The 15,765-nt window shown below is 63.3% G+C and carries 21 protein-coding genes; 6 read left to right on the forward strand and 15 right to left on the reverse strand.

Translation table 11 applies throughout. The annotated features are described in order from the left end of the window. Window positions 1–10: 10 nt before the first annotated feature. On the forward strand, window positions 11–646 hold the full coding sequence (gene bluB / locus ACWGTI_RS17600; RefSeq protein ID WP_454588287.1) for a 5,6-dimethylbenzimidazole synthase: 636 nt from the start codon (window positions 11–13) through the stop codon (window positions 644–646). Window positions 647–670: 24 nt separating this feature from the next. On the opposite strand, the gene ACWGTI_RS17605 is transcribed toward bluB, so the two are convergent. After that, window positions 671–871: a hypothetical protein gene (locus ACWGTI_RS17605; RefSeq protein ID WP_454588288.1), complete on the reverse strand. Its 201-nt coding sequence runs from the start codon at window positions 869–871 to the stop codon at window positions 671–673. Between the two features lie 188 nt (window positions 872–1,059). On the opposite strand from ACWGTI_RS17605, the gene ndk reads away from it, so the two are divergent. Then, complete coding sequence (ndk, locus tag ACWGTI_RS17610) at window positions 1,060–1,482, forward strand: nucleoside-diphosphate kinase (protein WP_142867808.1); 423 nt, start codon at window positions 1,060–1,062, stop codon at window positions 1,480–1,482. Window positions 1,483–1,617: 135 nt separating this feature from the next. Continuing rightward, a complete protein-coding gene (locus ACWGTI_RS17615; RefSeq protein WP_454588289.1) occupies window positions 1,618–2,229 on the forward strand; it encodes a class I SAM-dependent methyltransferase in 612 nt (203 codons plus the stop codon). A 2-nt stretch (window positions 2,230–2,231) separates the two neighbouring features. Here the strand turns inward: ACWGTI_RS17615 and ACWGTI_RS17620 are convergent, their stop codons facing one another. Further along, window positions 2,232–2,687: a MarR family winged helix-turn-helix transcriptional regulator gene (locus ACWGTI_RS17620; RefSeq protein ID WP_454588290.1), complete on the reverse strand. Its 456-nt coding sequence runs from the start codon at window positions 2,685–2,687 to the stop codon at window positions 2,232–2,234. A 64-nt stretch (window positions 2,688–2,751) separates the two neighbouring features. Between ACWGTI_RS17620 and ACWGTI_RS17625 the strand changes: the two genes are divergently transcribed. Next, window positions 2,752–3,225, forward strand: coding sequence for a cupin domain-containing protein (locus tag ACWGTI_RS17625; protein ID WP_454588291.1), 474 nt, complete (start codon window positions 2,752–2,754; stop codon window positions 3,223–3,225). 3 nt (window positions 3,226–3,228) lie between these two features. On the opposite strand, the gene ACWGTI_RS17630 is transcribed toward ACWGTI_RS17625, so the two are convergent. The 6 genes from ACWGTI_RS17630 to ACWGTI_RS17655 all read right to left on the reverse strand — a co-directional run bounded on the left by ACWGTI_RS17630 (window position 3,229) and on the right by ACWGTI_RS17655 (window position 8,387). Next, window positions 3,229–3,996: a YbaY family lipoprotein gene (locus ACWGTI_RS17630; protein ID WP_454588292.1), complete on the reverse strand. Its 768-nt coding sequence runs from the start codon at window positions 3,994–3,996 to the stop codon at window positions 3,229–3,231. Between the two features lie 68 nt (window positions 3,997–4,064). Then, window positions 4,065–4,538 (reverse strand): molybdenum cofactor biosynthesis protein MoaE, encoded by a 474-nt coding sequence (locus ACWGTI_RS17635; protein WP_454588293.1) that lies wholly within the window; start codon window positions 4,536–4,538, stop codon window positions 4,065–4,067. Window positions 4,539–4,542: 4 nt separating this feature from the next. After that, window positions 4,543–4,794, reverse strand: a complete 252-nt coding sequence (moaD, locus tag ACWGTI_RS17640) for a molybdopterin converting factor subunit 1 (protein ID WP_454588294.1) — start codon at window positions 4,792–4,794, stop codon at window positions 4,543–4,545. 1 nt (window position 4,795) lies between these two features. Then, window positions 4,796–5,392: a CDP-diacylglycerol--glycerol-3-phosphate 3-phosphatidyltransferase gene (pgsA, locus tag ACWGTI_RS17645; protein ID WP_454588295.1), complete on the reverse strand. Its 597-nt coding sequence runs from the start codon at window positions 5,390–5,392 to the stop codon at window positions 4,796–4,798. A gap of 155 nt (window positions 5,393–5,547) precedes the next feature. Beyond that, window positions 5,548–7,626 (reverse strand): excinuclease ABC subunit UvrC, encoded by a 2,079-nt coding sequence (gene uvrC / locus ACWGTI_RS17650; RefSeq protein WP_454588296.1) that lies wholly within the window; start codon window positions 7,624–7,626, stop codon window positions 5,548–5,550. Continuing rightward, window positions 7,623–8,387, reverse strand: coding sequence for an SDR family oxidoreductase (locus tag ACWGTI_RS17655; protein ID WP_454588297.1), 765 nt, complete (start codon window positions 8,385–8,387; stop codon window positions 7,623–7,625). Before ACWGTI_RS17655 ends, uvrC begins: the two co-directional genes overlap by 4 nt. Before the next feature lie 413 nt (window positions 8,388–8,800). Between ACWGTI_RS17655 and ACWGTI_RS17660 the strand changes: the two genes are divergently transcribed. Further along, entirely contained in the window at window positions 8,801–9,451 is a 651-nt protein-coding gene (locus ACWGTI_RS17660; protein ID WP_454588298.1) for an outer membrane protein, read from the forward strand. A gap of 63 nt (window positions 9,452–9,514) precedes the next feature. On the opposite strand, the gene ACWGTI_RS17665 is transcribed toward ACWGTI_RS17660, so the two are convergent. The 3 genes from ACWGTI_RS17665 to ACWGTI_RS17675 all read right to left on the reverse strand — a co-directional run bounded on the left by ACWGTI_RS17665 (window position 9,515) and on the right by ACWGTI_RS17675 (window position 11,938). Further along, on the reverse strand, window positions 9,515–10,111 hold the full coding sequence (locus tag ACWGTI_RS17665; protein ID WP_454588299.1) for a glutathione S-transferase family protein: 597 nt from the start codon (window positions 10,109–10,111) through the stop codon (window positions 9,515–9,517). 298 nt (window positions 10,112–10,409) lie between these two features. Further along, window positions 10,410–10,814: a hypothetical protein gene (locus tag ACWGTI_RS17670; RefSeq protein WP_454588300.1), complete on the reverse strand. Its 405-nt coding sequence runs from the start codon at window positions 10,812–10,814 to the stop codon at window positions 10,410–10,412. 593 nt (window positions 10,815–11,407) lie between these two features. After that, window positions 11,408–11,938, reverse strand: coding sequence for a DinB family protein (locus ACWGTI_RS17675; protein ID WP_454588301.1), 531 nt, complete (start codon window positions 11,936–11,938; stop codon window positions 11,408–11,410). Between the two features lie 62 nt (window positions 11,939–12,000). On the opposite strand from ACWGTI_RS17675, the gene ACWGTI_RS17680 reads away from it, so the two are divergent. Next, window positions 12,001–12,627 (forward strand): TetR/AcrR family transcriptional regulator, encoded by a 627-nt coding sequence (locus ACWGTI_RS17680; protein ID WP_454588302.1) that lies wholly within the window; start codon window positions 12,001–12,003, stop codon window positions 12,625–12,627. A 31-nt stretch (window positions 12,628–12,658) separates the two neighbouring features. On the opposite strand, the gene ACWGTI_RS17685 is transcribed toward ACWGTI_RS17680, so the two are convergent. The 4 genes from ACWGTI_RS17685 to ACWGTI_RS17700 all read right to left on the reverse strand — a co-directional run bounded on the left by ACWGTI_RS17685 (window position 12,659) and on the right by ACWGTI_RS17700 (window position 15,764). After that, window positions 12,659–13,495, reverse strand: a complete 837-nt coding sequence (locus tag ACWGTI_RS17685) for an EamA family transporter (protein WP_454588303.1) — start codon at window positions 13,493–13,495, stop codon at window positions 12,659–12,661. Then, window positions 13,492–14,073 carry a TetR/AcrR family transcriptional regulator gene (locus tag ACWGTI_RS17690; protein WP_454588409.1) on the reverse strand — a complete coding sequence of 194 codons (582 nt, stop codon included), beginning with the start codon at window positions 14,071–14,073 and terminating at the stop codon, window positions 13,492–13,494. Before ACWGTI_RS17690 ends, ACWGTI_RS17685 begins: the two co-directional genes overlap by 4 nt. Before the next feature lie 130 nt (window positions 14,074–14,203). Beyond that, window positions 14,204–14,656 carry a hypothetical protein gene (locus ACWGTI_RS17695; RefSeq protein ID WP_454588304.1) on the reverse strand — a complete coding sequence of 151 codons (453 nt, stop codon included), beginning with the start codon at window positions 14,654–14,656 and terminating at the stop codon, window positions 14,204–14,206. A 253-nt stretch (window positions 14,657–14,909) separates the two neighbouring features. Continuing rightward, the gene (locus ACWGTI_RS17700) at window positions 14,910–15,764 is read right to left on the reverse strand and encodes a 23S rRNA (adenine(2030)-N(6))-methyltransferase RlmJ (RefSeq protein ID WP_454588305.1); all 855 of its coding nucleotides are present in this window, start codon (window positions 15,762–15,764) and stop codon (window positions 14,910–14,912) included. Window position 15,765 lies beyond the last annotated feature (1 nt).

Raw genomic sequence — 15,765 nt, forward strand, 5'->3', positions numbered from 1 at the left:
CCCAATCGCCATGCCACCACCCCCCGATTTCACCGACGATTTTCGCGCCGGGCTTGTCACGCTGCTGCGCTGGCGCAGGGATGTGCGGCGCTTCGAGCGGACGGCTTTGCCCGAAGGGACACTCGAGCGGCTGCTGGAGCTTGCCAGCATCGCTCCGTCCGTCGGGCTGAGCCAGCCGTGGCGCTTCGTGGTGGTCGAGAGCGCCGAACGGCGCGCGGCCGTGAGAGACTCTTTCGAGCGCTGCAATGCCGAGGCGCTGTCCTGCTTTTCGGGCGAGCGCGCAGCGCTCTATGCCCGGCTGAAGCTTGCCGGCCTCAATGAAGCACCCTGCCAGTTCGCGGTTTTCGCCGACCGCACGACCGAACAGGGCCACGGGCTCGGCCGCATGACCATGCCGGCGACCATCGACTACTCGGCCGTCATGGCGGTGCATACGCTGTGGCTGGCGGCGCGGGCGGAGGGCATCGGAATGGGTTGGGTGTCGATCCTCGATGCGGCCGAGATGGCCGCAATCCTCGACACGCCGCCCGAATGGACGCTGATCGGCTATTTCTGCCTCGGCTATCCCAGCGAGGAACATGATGTGCCGACGCTGGAACGCGAGGGCTGGGAACGGCGGCGGCCGCCGGTGACGATCAGGCGGTAGTGCCGGTCACTTTCTGGCTAAAAGTCATTTGGCCTCATCCCCAGGGATGAGCTTGACACAGATCGGGTCGCCCTTCGCAATCGGGGTACACTGCCATTCCGGACCGAAGCCGAAGTCCGTGTTCTTGCCGAGGCCGAGCAGCATCGCAGCGACCAGGCCGCCGAAGACGGCAAGCATCAGCAGGATTGCCTTGATGTCTCCAGGCCTGCGATCGTGCCAGCTCATTTTCCGCCAACCGACCTCCTTCGGAGATAGTACCTCAACCCGGAGAGCCGTCCAACGTCTCGCCGCGGCCGAACAGCGCTGCCAAGCGCATCGTTGGCGCCTCCCCTTGGCAATGGGCCGGGCGGCTTGTATAGAGCCCGCCACTCCCAATTCCACTCTTATTCCTCTCTTCATCACAAGGACGACCAATGGCGATCGAACGCACCTTTTCCATGATCAAGCCGGACGCGACGCGGCGCAACCTCACCGGCGCCATCACCAGGATGCTGGAAGAGGCCGGCCTGCGCGTCATCGCTTCGCGCCGTGTGTGGATGAGCCGCCGTGAGGCCGAAGGCTTTTACGCCGTCCACAAGGATCGCCCGTTCTTCGGCGAACTGGTGGAGTTCATGTCGTCGGCACCGACCATCGTGCAGGTGCTGGAAGGCGAAAACGCCATCGCCCGGAACCGCGAAGTGATGGGCGCCACCAACCCGGCCAACGCCGCCGAAGGCACTATCCGCAAGGTGCATGCGCTGTCGATCGGCGAAAATTCGGTGCACGGCTCCGATGCGCCGGAAACCGCCGCCGAAGAGATCAAATACTGGTTCTCCGACACCGAGATCGTCGGCTGAGCCGACGCGAACGGAATTCATGCAAAAGGCCGGCGTTTCGCCGGCCTTTTTCTTTGGCGTCGGACCTCGCTGCACTCCCCCCGAAGATCGGCCTCAGCTAAGGTCGGTCCAGGCACCAGCGGATCCGACCCGACCATGACCAGCGCCATCCCCGGCTTCTTCCAGGGCACCGAGATGCCGTCGAGCGGCTGGTGGGAGGCGCTGTGGCCGGATCCCGCCGGCGTGCTTGCGGCAACCGGGCTGAAGCCGGGCATGGCGGTGGTCGACCTGTGCTGCGGCGACGGCTGGTTCACGCTGCCGCTCGCCACCGTCGCCCGCCATGTCATCGCCATCGACATCGACGCCGACCAGCTGGAGGCCGCGCAGCGCCGGCTGACCGGCGCCGGCGCGACCAATTGCGAATTCGTCACCGGCGACGCCTACGAACTGGCCAGCCTAGTGTCCCGGCCCATCGACTTCGTCTTCATGGCCAACGCCTTCCACGGCGTGCCGGACCGGCCGCGCCTGGTACGTGCGGTGCGCGAAGCGCTCGCCCCCGACGGCCATTTTGCCATCGTCAACTGGCACCAGCAGCCGCGCGAGACGACGACAGTGCTTGGCGAGCCGCGCGGCCCACGAACCGAACTCAGGCTGTCGCCGAAACAGACCATCGCGGATGCCGAAGCCGGCGGCCTGAAGCTTGTCAAACTGGTCGAGGTGCCGCCCTATCACTATGGGGCGATGTTCGGCTCGGCGAAGCCGGTCTGAGCTCAACGGATGAGCGGTGTGTCCCAGAGGTCTCCGAGCAGCGTTTTCAGTTCGGTGAACCGCTTCTCGCCCAGCTCCTCGGCCCATTCCCGCTCGACGTCGAGCAATATGTCGGCCATCTTCTGGTAGGCGGCGCGGCCACGGTCGGTGAAGTGGACGATGGTCCCGCCGCTTTCATCGGGTGCCGCCGAGCGGGTGATGTAACCCATCGCTTCCAACGTCTTGAGCAACTGGTTCATGGCCTGCTTGCTGATCGCGGCGCGCTCGGCGAGCGCGCTCGGACGCATTCCATCCGGGCCGGGATACTGAATGACCGCCATGTGCGGCGGGCTGATATCGTCGAAGCCCGCTGCTCTGAGTTCCCGGATCAGCTTGCGGTGGATGGCCATGGCCGGCACGCGCAGCAGCGCTCCGATCAGCGGCGGCTTCCTGGGCGGATCTTCCGGTGGCGATGGCATTGACACCTTGGTAAATTTAGTTTACTCATTTTGGTAAATTCGATTTACCACATAGGAGGATGAAATGCTAGACAAAGCCAGCCAGGTTCGCGTCAATCCTGCGGACGAGACGATCAGCCACGGCGGTCTTGCCGTGCGCTTCCTGCTCACCGGCGAGCAGTCGAACGGCAGCATCGCAACCTTCGAGCTCACGGTCCCCGGCTCGCAGAGCCTGCTCGCCCCGGCGCACAGCCACGACCACTACGAAGAGACGATGTACGGGATCGAGGGCGTGCTGACGCTGACTATCGACGGACACCGCCACGATATCGGCCCCGGCCAGGCGCTGTGCATTCCGCGCGGCGCGGTTCACCGCTTCGACAACGACACCGCCGAGACCGCCAAGGTGCTGTGCGTGGTGACGCCGGCGGCGATCGGTCCGGACTATTTTCGCGAAGCCTTCGCCATCTTCAGTGCCGGCGGCCCGCCCGACCGTGCCAGGCTGATGGACCTGATGCGCCGGTTCGGCCTGACGCCGGCACCGCCGCCGCAGGCGTGATTCTCAACTCGCGGCGTTGAACCGCAAAATGTCGCGGCCATCCTTGTCGGCGATGATCAGCTTGCCGCCGTCGATCTTGTAGGACGCCGCCTTGGCCAGCGCCTCGAACAACGCCTTCTCCTCAGCCATCACCTTAGGCTCACAGGCCATGCGGGTCGAACCGATGTCGCCAATGGCGATCGCCTGGCCATCAACGCTGACGGTGGCGAAATAGGTGTTGCACGGGCCTTTGCCGCCGGCCTTGCCGGCCTCGCTCACCCTGAATGTTGCTTTCGGTTGCGCGATCACACCGATGCCGTCGATATATTCGACCAGCCAGCTCTGTTCGAACAGGGAGGCCGAGGTCGGCTTGTCGCTCGGCGCTACCATCTTCAGCACGATGGTCTGCGGCACGTCGCTCAGCGGATCGACCTGATAGCGTGTGTCGGTGATGAACAGCAGCTTGTCGTCGGCGGTAATGCGCGCCTGTAACGCGTAGCTCATGTTGGCCCGGATCACCGTTGGGTCGAAGCTGATCTCGAACTTGATCGGCACCTGGCCGGCCGGCGCCACCTTGCGTTCCCCGACAATGGCGGCCGGCGCATCGGCCAGCGACACATCGGCCAGCTGAACCGACAGCACGGCGTTGGGCGGCAACGCGATACGCTCACGATACATCACCTCGCCCTTCAGGGTTCTCTCGGCGGCAACAGACATTTCGGGAACGGCCAGCATGCCGACGACCAGCGGCACGAAACCGAAGACGAAGAATTCGGCGATCCTGTCCAGCATGCCCTTGCTCCCTTTTGCCGAAGGCGATTTGGCCAAGGGATTGCGGTCGTTACATGGCTACGCAGAGATTATTCAGACCGCGCCTTCCAGCGTGCCGCAGCCTGATCATCGGCGTCCTTAGCCTCAACCCAGCCGCCGTCGGTGCCGTCCGCGCGGTGTTCCTTCTTCCAGAAGGGGGCGCGCGATTTCAGGAAATCCATCAGGAAATTCGCCGCTTCGAACGCCGCCTGCCGGTGCGCGGACGCCGCCACCACCAGCACGATGTTTTCGCCCGGTGTTATTTTGCCGTGGCGATGGATTACGGTCAGCCCTTGCAGCGGCCAGCGCTGAACCGCCTCGGCGGCAATGCGGGCGATTTCGGCTTCGGCCATGCCGGGGTAATGTTCGAGTTCGAGTGCCGACAATTGGCCCTGCTCGTCGCGGCAGAGGCCCTGGAAAGACACCACGGCGCCGATGTCCGCGCGACCCTCTGTCAGTTTCGCGATCTCGGCGGCAACGTCGAAATCCTCGCGCTGGATGCGCACCATTGGCGCGATCGCCATGGTGTCAGCCCCCGGTCATCGGCGGAAATAGCGCGATCTCGCGCGCGCCGGCTATCTTTTCCCGATGCTCGACATGTTCCTGGTTGATGGCGACGCGGATCACGTCAGGATATTGCAGCGCGTGCTCATACTCCTCGCCGCGCGATTTCAGCCAGCGCAAGAGGTCGGCCACCGTCTCGATGCCGGCGGGCAGATCGACATCCTCTTGCGGCTTGCCGATCCGTTCGCGCACCCAGGCAAAATAGATAAGCCGCATCTCACTCGTCCATGATGTGCTTGAGGCCGGCGCGAAAATAGTCGTAGCCGGTGTAAAGCGTGACCAGTGCGGCGATCCACAGCAGCACCAGCCCGGTCTGCGTGGTGAGCGGGAAGATCCTGTCGCCGGCAGGTCCCGCAAGCAGGAAGGCGATGGCGACCATCTGGATGGCGGTCTTCCATTTGGCCAGCTGCGTCACCGGCACAGAGACCTTCAGCGCCGCCAGATATTCGCGCAAGCCCGAAACCAGGATCTCGCGGCACAGGATTATGATTGCCGCCCACAGCGACCAGCCGGCAATGCCGGCGTGGCGATCGGTGTCTGCGGCGAGCAGCAGCAGGCAGGTGGCGACCAGCAATTTGTCGGCTATCGGATCGAGCATCTTGCCGATGTTGGAAGTCTGCTGCCAGGCGCGCGCCAGATAGCCGTCGAGATAATCGGTGATCGAGGCCAGCAGAAAGATGATCAGCGCCGACCAGCGGGCGAAGTCGCTCGATTTCAGATGCCCTTCGAGAAAAAAGCACAGCACCACCAGCGGCACCGCGATGATGCGGGCGTAGGTGAGCATATTGGGCAGGTTGAACGCGCGCTTGGCCATATCTCAGGGACTCTTTCTGCCTGCGTACTCAAATCAGAAGCGGATGTAGGGGGTCAACAGCCGAGATTCGATTGGCCAGACGAAAATAGCGTGCTCTGTTTGAGGTGACACATGTCGTTGTCGCAAAACCGCTCCACACTTTTGGTCGACATGCGTCAGCTCTCGTGGAAATGGTTGTAGACCAGTTTCGCCACCTGCTCGGAAATGCCGTCGACCTTGACCAGATCCTCGACTGCCGCGCGGCTGACCGCCTTGGCGGTGCCGAAGGCAAGCAAAAGGGCCCGCTTGCGGCCGGGGCCGATGCCGGCGATCTCGTCCAGCGGGCTCTTGACCAGTTCCTTCTTGCGCCGTGCGCGGTGCGAACCGATGGCGAAACGGTGCACCTCGTCGCGCAGCCGCTGCACGAAATAGAGCACGGGGTCACGGACGGGGAGCGAAAACGAGTCCCTGCCCCTGACGAAGAAACGCTCACGGCCGGCATCGCGGTCCTGCCCCTTGGCAATGCCGATCGCCACGACACGGTCCTCGATGCCGAGATCGGCGAGGATCTTTCGCACCGCACTCATCTGGCCCTGGCCGCCGTCGATCAGGATGACGTCGGGCCAGGCCGGGAAGCTGCCGGAAATGTCGTCCTCGACGTCGTCGGCCGCCTCGCCTGCCGCCGCATCGTCGGCCACGGCGACATCCCCATGTTCCCTAAGCAGCCGCGAAAAGCGCCGTTCCATCACCTCGCGCATCATGCCGAAATCGTCGCCGGGCGTGATGTCGGTCGAGCGGATGTTGAACTTCCGGTACTGGTTCTTCACGAACCCTTCCGGGCCGGCGACCACCATGGCGCCGACGGCGTTGGTGCCCATGATGTGCGAATTGTCGTAGACCTCGATGCGCACGGGCGGCTTCGGCAAGCCAAAGGTCTCGGCAAAACCGGCAAGCAGCCGGCCTTGCGTCGAGGTTTCGGCCAGCCGCCGGCCGAGCGCCTCGCGGGCATTTTGCAGCGCGTTGTCGGTCAAATCCTTCTTCTCGCCGCGCTGCGGCACCGAGATCGACACTTTGCGGCCGGCGCGGGTGGACAGCGCCTCGGCCAGCAGGTCCTGGTCCTGGACGCCTCGTGACAGAAGAATGTTCCGTGGCGTCGGCTTGTCGTCATAGAATTGCGCCAGGAATGAGCCCAGCACCTCCGACCCTTCCAGGGCCGGATCGGCCTTGGGGAAATAGGCGCGGTTGCCCCAGTTCTGGCCGGTGCGGAAGAAGAACACCTGGATGCAGACCTGGCCGCCCTCCAGGTGGATGGCGAAGACATCGGCCTCGTCGACCGTGGCCGGATTGATGCCTTGGTGGCTTTGCACATGCGACAGTGCGGCCAGCCGGTCGCGATAAATGGCGGCGCGCTCGAAATCCAGCTCCTGTGACGCCTGCTGCATGCCTTCAGAGATTTCGGTCTTCACCTTCTGGCTGCGGCCGGACAGAAAATCCTTCGCCTCGGCGACCAGCTCGGCATAGTCACCATGCGAGATCTCGCCGGTGCAGGGACCGGCGCAGCGCTTGATCTGGTAGAGCAGGCACGGCCGCGTGCGGTTTTCGTAGAAGGAGTTGGTGCAGCTCCTGAGCAGGAAGGCGCGCTGCAGCGAATTGATGGTGCGCCCGACCGCACCGGCGGAGGCAAACGGGCCGAAATAGTCGCCCTTGCGCGAGCGCGCACCGCGGTGCTTGTAGATGCCGGGCGAGACGTGATCGCCGGTCAACAGGATGTAGGGGAACGATTTGTCGTCCCGCATTAACACATTGAATCGCGGCCGCAAGCGCTTGATAAGATTGGCCTCAAGCAGCAGCGCTTCGATCTCGGTGCGGGTGACGACGAACTCCATCGTCGAGGTCTCGCGCACCATGCGGCCGATGCGGGCGGTGTGGAACCGGCCTTGTGCGTAGTTGGTCACCCGCTTCTTCAGGCTGCGTGCCTTGCCGACATAAAGCACGTCGCCGGCGGCGTTCATCATGCGGTAGACGCCCGGCGCATTGGGCAGCCGCTTGACCAGCGTCTGGATGACCTCGGCGCCGACCATGCCGTCGGCGTCGCCGGCATGAGGCGCCCAGTCGATGGTGGTGAAGGCGACATCGGGGCCTGCGGTCTCCGGCTCGACGATCTCCTCTGCCGCCTCATCCTCGAGGTCGATGTCGGGCGGCATATCGTCAGCGGCGCCGGCGCGCGTCTTGTGTTTCTGGTCTGCGGAACTCATTCCACCATGCCTGTCACATCCGGCGTCTGCCATGCAAGATGCTGGCCGCCGTCGAGCGCGATCATCTGGCCGGTCACCGAGCGCGCATCCCAGAGATAGCGGATGGTGGCGCCGAATTCGGCCAGGTGCGGGCCACGCTGCAGGATCAGGCCATCGACCTGCTTTTGGAAGTCATGATCTTCCTGGCTCGCATTCTTCAGCGTCGGGCCTGGGCCAATGGCGTTGACGCGGATGCGCGGACCGAGTGCCTGCGCCAGCATCTGCGTCTGCGTCCACAAGGCCGACTTCGACAGCGCGTAGGAGAAATAGCGCGGAGTCGGCCGCCAGACACGCTGGTCGATGACGTTGACGATCAGTCCCTCCTGGCCTTGCGGCAAGGCGCGGGCGAAGTTCTGCGCCAACAGCGCCGGCGTCTTCACATGGATGGCGAAGTGGCGGTCCCACGCCGCCCAATCGAAATCCTCGACGCTGTCGTCGACGAACAGCGACGCATTGTTGACCAGAAGGGTGATCGGGCCGAGCGCTGCCTCGGCGCAGCCGACCAGATCGCCAACGGCGTCCATGTCGGTCAGGTCGGCGGCGACGACGGCTGCGCGGCCGCCCTCGCCCCTGATGCGCGCGGCCTGCGCGTCGGCTTCGGCGCCTGAGCGGTTGGCATGGATGGCGACGGCAAAACCGTGCGCGGCCAGATCCTCGACGATCGCCTTGCCGATCCGCTTTGCCCCGCCCGTCACCAGCGCCGTTCCGGCGGCTTCGATCATCTGTCAATCCTCAATCTGCGCCTCAATTCCGCTAGCCGGCACATTGTGACGGGTCCAGGTGTTACATGCCGTTTCCACCTGGGGCAGGAATGTGGCGAAACGGCTTTTTCGGCACTTGGCTCCGCCCCGGACTCGGGTCGGCAGGTCCGCAATATAGGACGCTGGACTCCTTGCACCAAGCCGAGTGCAGTGCAGCATCGCAAGCGTGCTGACATTTCGCTGTTGCGAAGATGCAACGTCAAGCTTCGGCCTCATTCGCGCCGGGGAATGACCCAGTTTCAGGTTCGCTGCCGCCGCATTTTGACACGACATTCGGAACCGTTGAGTGCCAGATCCGTTTCATCCCCCGGACGGGTTGATGGCGTTCAAGACAAACAAGCCTACGTGTCTTGTGGCTTAAGGAGTAAACAACAATGCAAGCCAATCTCAAATTCGCGCCGCTCGCGGTCGCGCTCGGGCTTTTCGCCCTCAGCGGTACCGCTTTTGCTGCCGATGTCGTCTCGGAAGAGCCCCCGGCACCGGCGCCGATCGCCGAACTCCCCGTCGCTTCCTGGGCCGGCCCCTATGCCGGTATCAGCGCAGGCTACGGTTTCAGCGGTCATGCCAAAGTCCATGACGGCGGCCCCGACATCAAGACCAAGGGCTTCGTCGGCGGCGTCTTCGGCGGCTACCAGTGGCAGCAGGAGAACTTCGTGTACGGTGCTGAAGCCGATCTCGGCTACAACGGCGTCAAGGGTGACAGCGGCGGCGTCAATTCCAAGGGCGGCTTCGAAGGCTCGCTGCGCGCTCGTCTGGGCTACGCTGTGACCCCGGAAATCCTGCTCTACGGCACCGGCGGTGGCGCCCTGAAGAACCAGAAGATCTCGGTTCCGGGCGACAGCGACAGCAATACCATGCTCGGCTGGACGGCCGGTGTCGGCACCGACATCAAGATCACCGACAATGTGTTCGGCCGTGTCGAGTATCGCTACACCGACTTCGGTTCGAAGAGCTTCGACAGCGTCGGCACCAAGGTCAAGGAGAGCGACAACCGCGTCACCTTCGGCGTCGGTATGAAGTTCTAACTGTCGTTCAAGCCACGACACAAGAAAGCCGGGCCTCGCGCCCGGCTTTTTTTGTTCTTGCCCTCAAGCCGGCACGGCCCCCTTCAGCTCCGGGAACTTCTCGTCGAAGCGCGCTGCCCAGCGGGTCAGCCGGCTGCGGCCCTTTTCCCATTTGCCGGCGAATCGCAGCGAGAGATAGCCAAGGCAGGCGCGCAGCGCCAGCTGGCCAAGCGTGATCTTCTTCGGCAGTTTCGGCGGATTGGCATTGAGGAGGTCGAGTGCGGCGGTGATCTTCGTCCACTGGCGATCGAGCCAGGGCTGATAGACCATCTCCTCGGGCCGCGTGCGCCGCTCATAGACCATCGACAGCGCGCAGTCGCAAATGCCGTCGGCCAGCGCTTCCAGCACTTCGGCCTCGAGGCGCTTGTCGGGATTGCGCGGCAACAACATATTCTTCGACGCGCGGTTGAGATGCTGGGTGATGGCCCGGCTGTCGTGGATCGAGCGGCCGTCGTCGAGCACCAGCACCGGGATCTTGCCCAGCGGATTGGCCGTTAGCAGTTCGGCCGGCTTGTCCTCGGTCTTGACCGGCACCAGCTCGACGGCGATGCCGGCATAGAGTGCTGCCATGCGCACCTTGGAGCTGTAGGGAGATGAGGACGCGTAGAGCAGCTTCGGCATGATCGGTTCCTGTTTCGCAGACAGTGAGTTTCTACCGATCGACGTCTACAGGCAAATGCCAGCAGAAGAAAAACTGACCGCCAGAACAACCGGCAATCGAGAGCTGTGCGGTCTGCTCAGGGCAACAAAAAAGCCCCCACCGGACTTCGCCGTGAGGCGAAGTCCTGGGAGCTGCGAAAGATAGAATACGTTCGCCCCTCTTTTCGTGCGCCTTAACACCAGATCGGAGGGCGCGGCGTATCCAAGGCGCCCGCCCTCATATGTCCCGGCATCGTCCCCGGCGCGCGAAGAAACGCGACTACTTTTTCGCGGCCTTCGCAGGCGCTGCCTTCTTGGCAGGCGCTGCTTTCTTCACGGCTGCCGTAGACTTCGCAGCAGCAAGTTTGGCCGGAGCCTTGGCGGGTGCCTTCTTCGCAGCGGGTTTTGCCGCAACCTTGGCAGCCGGCTTCTTGGCAGGCGCCGCCTTCTTTGCCGGCGCAGCCTTGGCCTTGGCCGGTGCTGCTTTCTTCACTGCCGGCTTGGCAGCGGCTTTCGCAGCCGGCTTCTTAGCCGGTGCTGCCTTTGCCTTGGGCGCTGCCGCCTTCGGCTTGGCAGCAGGTGCTGCCTTCTTCACTGCAGTTGCCGCTTTCGCCGCCGCTGCCTTTACTGGTGCTTTCTTTGCCGGTGCCTTGGATGCCGGCGCTTTGGATGACGTCTTAGCCATGCGATGCCCCTTGCGTTTGTGCCGTTGGCCGTTAGTGACCCGGCGAGCCTATGCATATCTGACTCGCGCGTGTCTAGCCAGCGAAGCATTACACTGAATTTTGCAGATTAAATTTCGGTTACACCGGGAGCATATTGGCGCTGATCGACAGCGAAATCGGCAAAGAATCTTCGCGCGACAGAGCGAACTTTTGCAGCAGAATTTCTGGGCGTTGCGACTCATGCGTTCTTCTCGTCAAGCTCACAATCTCTTGCGGCGGCGTCGATCGCGCGTGGTCATCAGCGGCTTATCGGGTCGCAGAAAAGCACCGCATCACAGAGCCTGATCTTGCTTCATCTTGGCAGCGGTAGAAACAGCACCAAATTTAATGTGAGCTTTTTACTCGTATAGTGACAAAGGTTGGATGGGAGCAATGAAAGACGGCATTTGAGGGGACTGTATCCACGCCGTTGTGTGCCGGTCATCTTCCAGACGAGAAGGGAGAGTGCCCGCGTCAGTGCCGGAGATGCCCAGCGAACAAAGAGACGTGAAGGATCGCGGCAATCCTCATCCTTGTTAAGCCGCGCAGCCCTTGGCAACCAAGGGGTACAGCACTACACCCCAACAGGCTCACGCATCACCTGCAGCCGGCGCGAAGGCTCGGTCTGATGCAGATGTACGGCAAATGTATCCCATGGCGGCGTGACACCGACCTGCATCAGGATCCGCCCGATCTCACCGCGATGGTAACCGCTGTGGGTGACGACATGCGTCAGCATTTCCCGGCGCGACATCATCGCCTTGTCACCGTCAGTGAAGACGAAGGGCACCGACTCCGACAGGAGCTTTGGCGACACGGTTTGCAGATAGTCGAGATACCAGCGATCCATGGCGGCGACATCGGCGCTGAGTTCATCGAGTGCCGGCGTGTCCTCGGAATTGTCGGACGCGTATTCATGACGCGTGCCGGAAAGATGCGCCGAAAATATTTTCGACACGACGAGATTGTGGTTGAGCAGACGGATCGCCGCATGACGCTCGTCCGCATGCTTCCGCTGGTCGAGACCCGCGAGCTTCTCCAGCAATTCGCCATTGGCCCAGGCTTGATAGACGAAGAGACTGCGAAGCAGATCCAGCGCGCTCATGGTCTGTACCCTCTCCACAAAATGTGAGTATGTTGTCCATATTCTTGGCTGATGGAGCGGACATGTCTACTCGCATTGCAAAGCCGCGCTCGCGCATGCGCAAGCAGCCGCGCCAGGCGCGTTCGCGCGCAACGGTCGAGGCGATCATCGAAGCCGGTGCTCATGTTCTGAGCGCGCTCGGCTGGGCCGGCTTCACCACCAACAAGGTGGCCGATGCCGCCGGCGTCAGCATCGGCTCGCTCTATCAATATTTTCCCGACAAGCTGTCGCTGGTCGAGGCAATCCGGCGGCGACATTTCGATCAGGTGCTGTCGGTGATCGCCGAATCAGCAGAAGGCGACAAGCCGCTCAAGCGGTTCGCGCAAGAGCTGGTTCGCGGCATGATCGATGCGCACAGCATCCATCCGACTCTGCATCAGGTGCTGCTCGACGAGGCGCCAGGCGATCGCAGCTCACGCGCCGCCCATGCCTCGTTCCAATCGCGTTATCTCGACCACTACACGGCGGCGGTGGCGCAGTTTCGCAGGCGCAGGAAGGACAATGAGACCGTGGCGCGCGTGCTGTCCTCGGCGGTCGAGGGCGTCATCCACAATGCCGCAAGGCGAGACATGCTTGAGGCGCCGGAGCTGCAGAAGCAACTCGTCGAGCTGATCTGCGCTTACCTCTCAGGCGCGGGCCGCATCGCGTGAGCAGGATGGCGCGATCGGGATCCCTCGCCGCTCACGGCTGATAGCCGAGGCAGATGGCGCCAAGCGCGACGACGGCGCAGGCGCCGACGCGCCGCGGTGTCAGTTGCTCGCCGAGGAAGAACCGGCCGATGAAGGCGGCAAAGACAACGCTGGTTTCGCGGATGGCGGTGATGGGGCCGGCCGGGCCGAGTGCGAAAGCGGCGACCACGACGGCATAAGCAAGCAGTGCGAACAAGCCACCGGCGAGAGCCTTACGGGTTTCGGGCGCGCTGAAGTTGACGACGAGCCTGCCGCGCAGGGCGACGAAGGTCGCCGGCAGCAAGGCGCCGTAGATCAGCAGCACCCAGGCGGTGTAGGCGCCGCTGTCGCCCGCCACACTCACGCCGATGGCGTCGACCGTCGCGTAGGCCGCGATGATCGCGCCGGTCGCCAGCGCGTAAAGGATCGAGGTCGTCGATGCCCTGCCCCTGCCAAGCGACAGGCCCATGATGCCGCAGGCGACCAGCGTGACGCCGACGATCTCGGGCATTGTGAGCTGCTGGCCGGCCAGCGCGAAACCACTCAGTGTAACCAGCAGCGGCACGCTGCCGCGCACGATCGGATAGACCTGCCCCAGTTCGCCATAGCGGTAGGCGGCGACCAGGAACACGCTGTAGCCGACCTGGAGGCCGGCAGAGAGCGCGACATAGAGCCAGGCGCCGGTCGCGGGAAGCGCGTGGAAAAGCGCCATTGGAATGGCGATAAGCGTGCTTGAAAAGCTCATGACGGTGACCGTCCACAGCCTGTCGGCACCAGTCCGCAGGAAGGCGTTCCAGCTGGCGTGCAGAATGGCCGCGAACAGCGCGAGCGCAATGACCGTCGCGCTCATTGCGCTTTACGCGCGCTGGCTATGACGGCGTCGGCCGCCTTGCGGGCGCTATCGATGGCGGCTTCAGCCTCGCCCATCTGCGCCATCAGCGTCGCGCCCTCGATCAGCATCAGCAGCGCCGCCGCAGCACCCTCAGCCTGCTTCGGAGGCATTATGTCCTCGAGGATTGCCTGCATGCGCCGCTTGAGACCATTTTTCTGTCGGGCGACGGCCTGGAACACCGGATGGGTGGGATCGCCGAACTCGGCCAACGCATGCGCGAACAGGCAGCCGTGGAAATCAGGGCTGCCGAACCATCGCTCGTGCCAGTCGATGATTTTTGCGATCTTCCGCTCCGGCGTGGCGGCCTCTTGCGCAAGCTGGTCGAGCTGACGCTCGAAGCGCCGGGCGCGATAGTCGAGTACCTCGACGATCAGTTCGTCCTTGCTGGGAAAGTGGCGATACATCGTCATCTTGGCCACCTCGGCCTCGGCGATGATCCGGTCGATACCGGTGGCATGGAACCCGGCGCGCTTGAACAGGGCGTAGGCCGTTTCGACGACGTGCTGGCGTTTGTCTGTTGTGGGCGACGATGCCATGGCCTTACCGGTGATGAGACAGGTCTGTCTCATATCTATGCGACCAATCAGCGTCGTCTGTCAACATCCCAAATGAAAACGCCTGCGGCCGATGTCGCCGCAGGCGCGAAAATAGAAGAAAGTGATGCGCTCAGCGCAGGACGCGGCAGCGGCCGTTGTAGACCATCCAGCGGTCGAAGCCTGCAACGCAGAACTCGACATTGTCGCCGATCGAGGCAAAACCCTGGCCTTCCTCGATGAGGTACCAGATGGTGCGGGCACGGCCATCGGAGAGGCTGACGGTGGCGCCGCAATAGCGGCGGCCGATCGGCCATTCTTCGCTCGCCGGCAGATAGCGATGCTGGTGAATGCGCTGGAAATCGGTGATCGAGACATCAGGCAGATGCGGCACGTGATGCACCTGATAGGAGAAGCGGCTGGAGATCTTGTTCAGCACCCACGCCTGCCCGCAGACACCGCTGTCCTCGTCGGAATAGACGGAAAGGTCGGCAGCCTGCGCCGCCTGGGTGATGCCAAGGGGTGCGGCCAGCGGCGTGCAAAGCGAAATCAGGGCAGCAAGAGCGGATTTGGCAAAGCGAGTCATGGCAGCCTCTCAAAGGTCGACTGCGCGCACTGTGCGGATTCGGCGGCGCGCGGTCAAGCGGTCGCGCGGAGGAAAGGTTTACGGCTTCGCAGTTGGTTTTGCCGGTGCGAAGCTGTCAAACTGCTGCCCTGAGCCTTTGACGAACCCGCCTTCCCTATGTCTGGGAAAGCGACCTGCTGTCAAATGTTTAGCTACTTTGCATCGCTGCTGCGGCCGAGGACGCGGTCGCGAACTAACCGTTCCTTTGAACGACCTAGAGCTGCTCCCCGGCCAGCCATTCCAGCGACCAGTGCGCGGGTTTCTCGACCGCCAGCAATCTGTGCAGAGCCGGCAGCACGATGCACAGGTCACGCTCCAAGGTGAAGGGCGGATTGACCACCACCATGCCGCTGCCGTCGAGGCTCGGCTCGCGCGATGCAGGCCGGATCTCGAACTCGATGTCGAGCAGCTTCGGGACACCGGATTGCTTGAGGGCCTTGCGGAAGGCGATGATCGCCTTGCGGTCCTTGATCGGATACCACAGCGCATAGATGCCGCCCGGCCAGCGCTTGTGCGCTTTTTGCATCCCCTCGACGAGGCGGTCGAATTCGCCGGCTTCCTCGAACGGCGGATCGATAAGAACCACGCCGCGCTTTTCCTTCGGCGGCAAATGCGCGCCGAGCGCCAGCCAGCCGTCGAGCTCGATCACCCTCGTCTGGAAATCGCCGGCAAACAGCGTTTTCAGCCTGGCGGCATCATCGCCATGCAGTTCGATCGCCGACAGCCGGTCCTGCTTGCGCATGAGATGGCGGGCGATGAGCGGCGAGCCAGGATATTTCTTCACGCCGCCATCGGCATTGAGCGAACGCACCACTTCGAGATAGGGAGCAAGCAGCGCGGCCGCCGATTTGTCCAACGGGGCGCCGATCAGGCGGCCGATGCCGCCTTGCCATTCGCCGGTCTTTTGCGCCTCCGCCGACGACAGGTCGTAGCGGCCGATGCCGGCATGGGTGTCGATGACACGGAACGCCTTGTCCTTCTGCTTCAGATAGTCGAGCAGAAGGCTGAGCACGACATGCTTGACGACATCGGCGAAATTTCCAGCGTGATAGGCGTGACGGTAATTCATG

The sequence above is a fragment of the Mesorhizobium sp. ArgA1 genome, from assembly GCF_053714375.1.

Bases quoted from the DNA above. Each gene is read 5' to 3' on its own strand.
- ACWGTI_RS17685 (WP_454588303.1), bottom strand. From the start codon at position 13,495: ATGAGCGCGACGGTCATTGCGCTCGCGCTGTTCGCGGCCATTCTGCAC.
- ACWGTI_RS17670 (WP_454588300.1), bottom strand. From the start codon at position 10,814: ATGGCTAAGACGTCATCCAAAGCGCCGGCATCCAAGGCACCGGCAAAG.
- ACWGTI_RS17660 (WP_454588298.1), top strand. From the start codon at position 8,801: ATGCAAGCCAATCTCAAATTCGCGCCGCTCGCGGTCGCGCTCGGGCTT.
- ACWGTI_RS17655 (WP_454588297.1), bottom strand. From the start codon at position 8,387: ATGATCGAAGCCGCCGGAACGGCGCTGGTGACGGGCGGGGCAAAGCGG.
- ACWGTI_RS17635 (WP_454588293.1), bottom strand. From the start codon at position 4,538: ATGGCGATCGCGCCAATGGTGCGCATCCAGCGCGAGGATTTCGACGTT.
- ACWGTI_RS17695 (WP_454588304.1), bottom strand. From the start codon at position 14,656: ATGACTCGCTTTGCCAAATCCGCTCTTGCTGCCCTGATTTCGCTTTGC.
- ACWGTI_RS17665 (WP_454588299.1), bottom strand. From the start codon at position 10,111: ATGCCGAAGCTGCTCTACGCGTCCTCATCTCCCTACAGCTCCAAGGTG.
- ACWGTI_RS17605 (WP_454588288.1), bottom strand. From the start codon at position 871: ATGAGCTGGCACGATCGCAGGCCTGGAGACATCAAGGCAATCCTGCTG.
- pgsA (WP_454588295.1), bottom strand. From the start codon at position 5,392: ATGGCCAAGCGCGCGTTCAACCTGCCCAATATGCTCACCTACGCCCGC.
- uvrC (WP_454588296.1), bottom strand. From the start codon at position 7,626: ATGAGTTCCGCAGACCAGAAACACAAGACGCGCGCCGGCGCCGCTGAC.
- ACWGTI_RS17680 (WP_454588302.1), top strand. From the start codon at position 12,001: ATGTCTACTCGCATTGCAAAGCCGCGCTCGCGCATGCGCAAGCAGCCG.
- bluB (WP_454588287.1), top strand. From the start codon at position 11: ATGCCACCACCCCCCGATTTCACCGACGATTTTCGCGCCGGGCTTGTC.
- ACWGTI_RS17620 (WP_454588290.1), bottom strand. From the start codon at position 2,687: ATGCCATCGCCACCGGAAGATCCGCCCAGGAAGCCGCCGCTGATCGGA.
- ACWGTI_RS17625 (WP_454588291.1), top strand. From the start codon at position 2,752: ATGCTAGACAAAGCCAGCCAGGTTCGCGTCAATCCTGCGGACGAGACG.
- ACWGTI_RS17630 (WP_454588292.1), bottom strand. From the start codon at position 3,996: ATGCTGGACAGGATCGCCGAATTCTTCGTCTTCGGTTTCGTGCCGCTG.
- ndk (WP_142867808.1), top strand. From the start codon at position 1,060: ATGGCGATCGAACGCACCTTTTCCATGATCAAGCCGGACGCGACGCGG.
- moaD (WP_454588294.1), bottom strand. From the start codon at position 4,794: ATGCGGCTTATCTATTTTGCCTGGGTGCGCGAACGGATCGGCAAGCCG.
- ACWGTI_RS17700 (WP_454588305.1), bottom strand. From the start codon at position 15,764: ATGAATTACCGTCACGCCTATCACGCTGGAAATTTCGCCGATGTCGTC.
- ACWGTI_RS17615 (WP_454588289.1), top strand. From the start codon at position 1,618: ATGACCAGCGCCATCCCCGGCTTCTTCCAGGGCACCGAGATGCCGTCG.
- ACWGTI_RS17675 (WP_454588301.1), bottom strand. From the start codon at position 11,938: ATGAGCGCGCTGGATCTGCTTCGCAGTCTCTTCGTCTATCAAGCCTGG.
- ACWGTI_RS17690 (WP_454588409.1), bottom strand. From the start codon at position 14,073: ATGGCATCGTCGCCCACAACAGACAAACGCCAGCACGTCGTCGAAACG.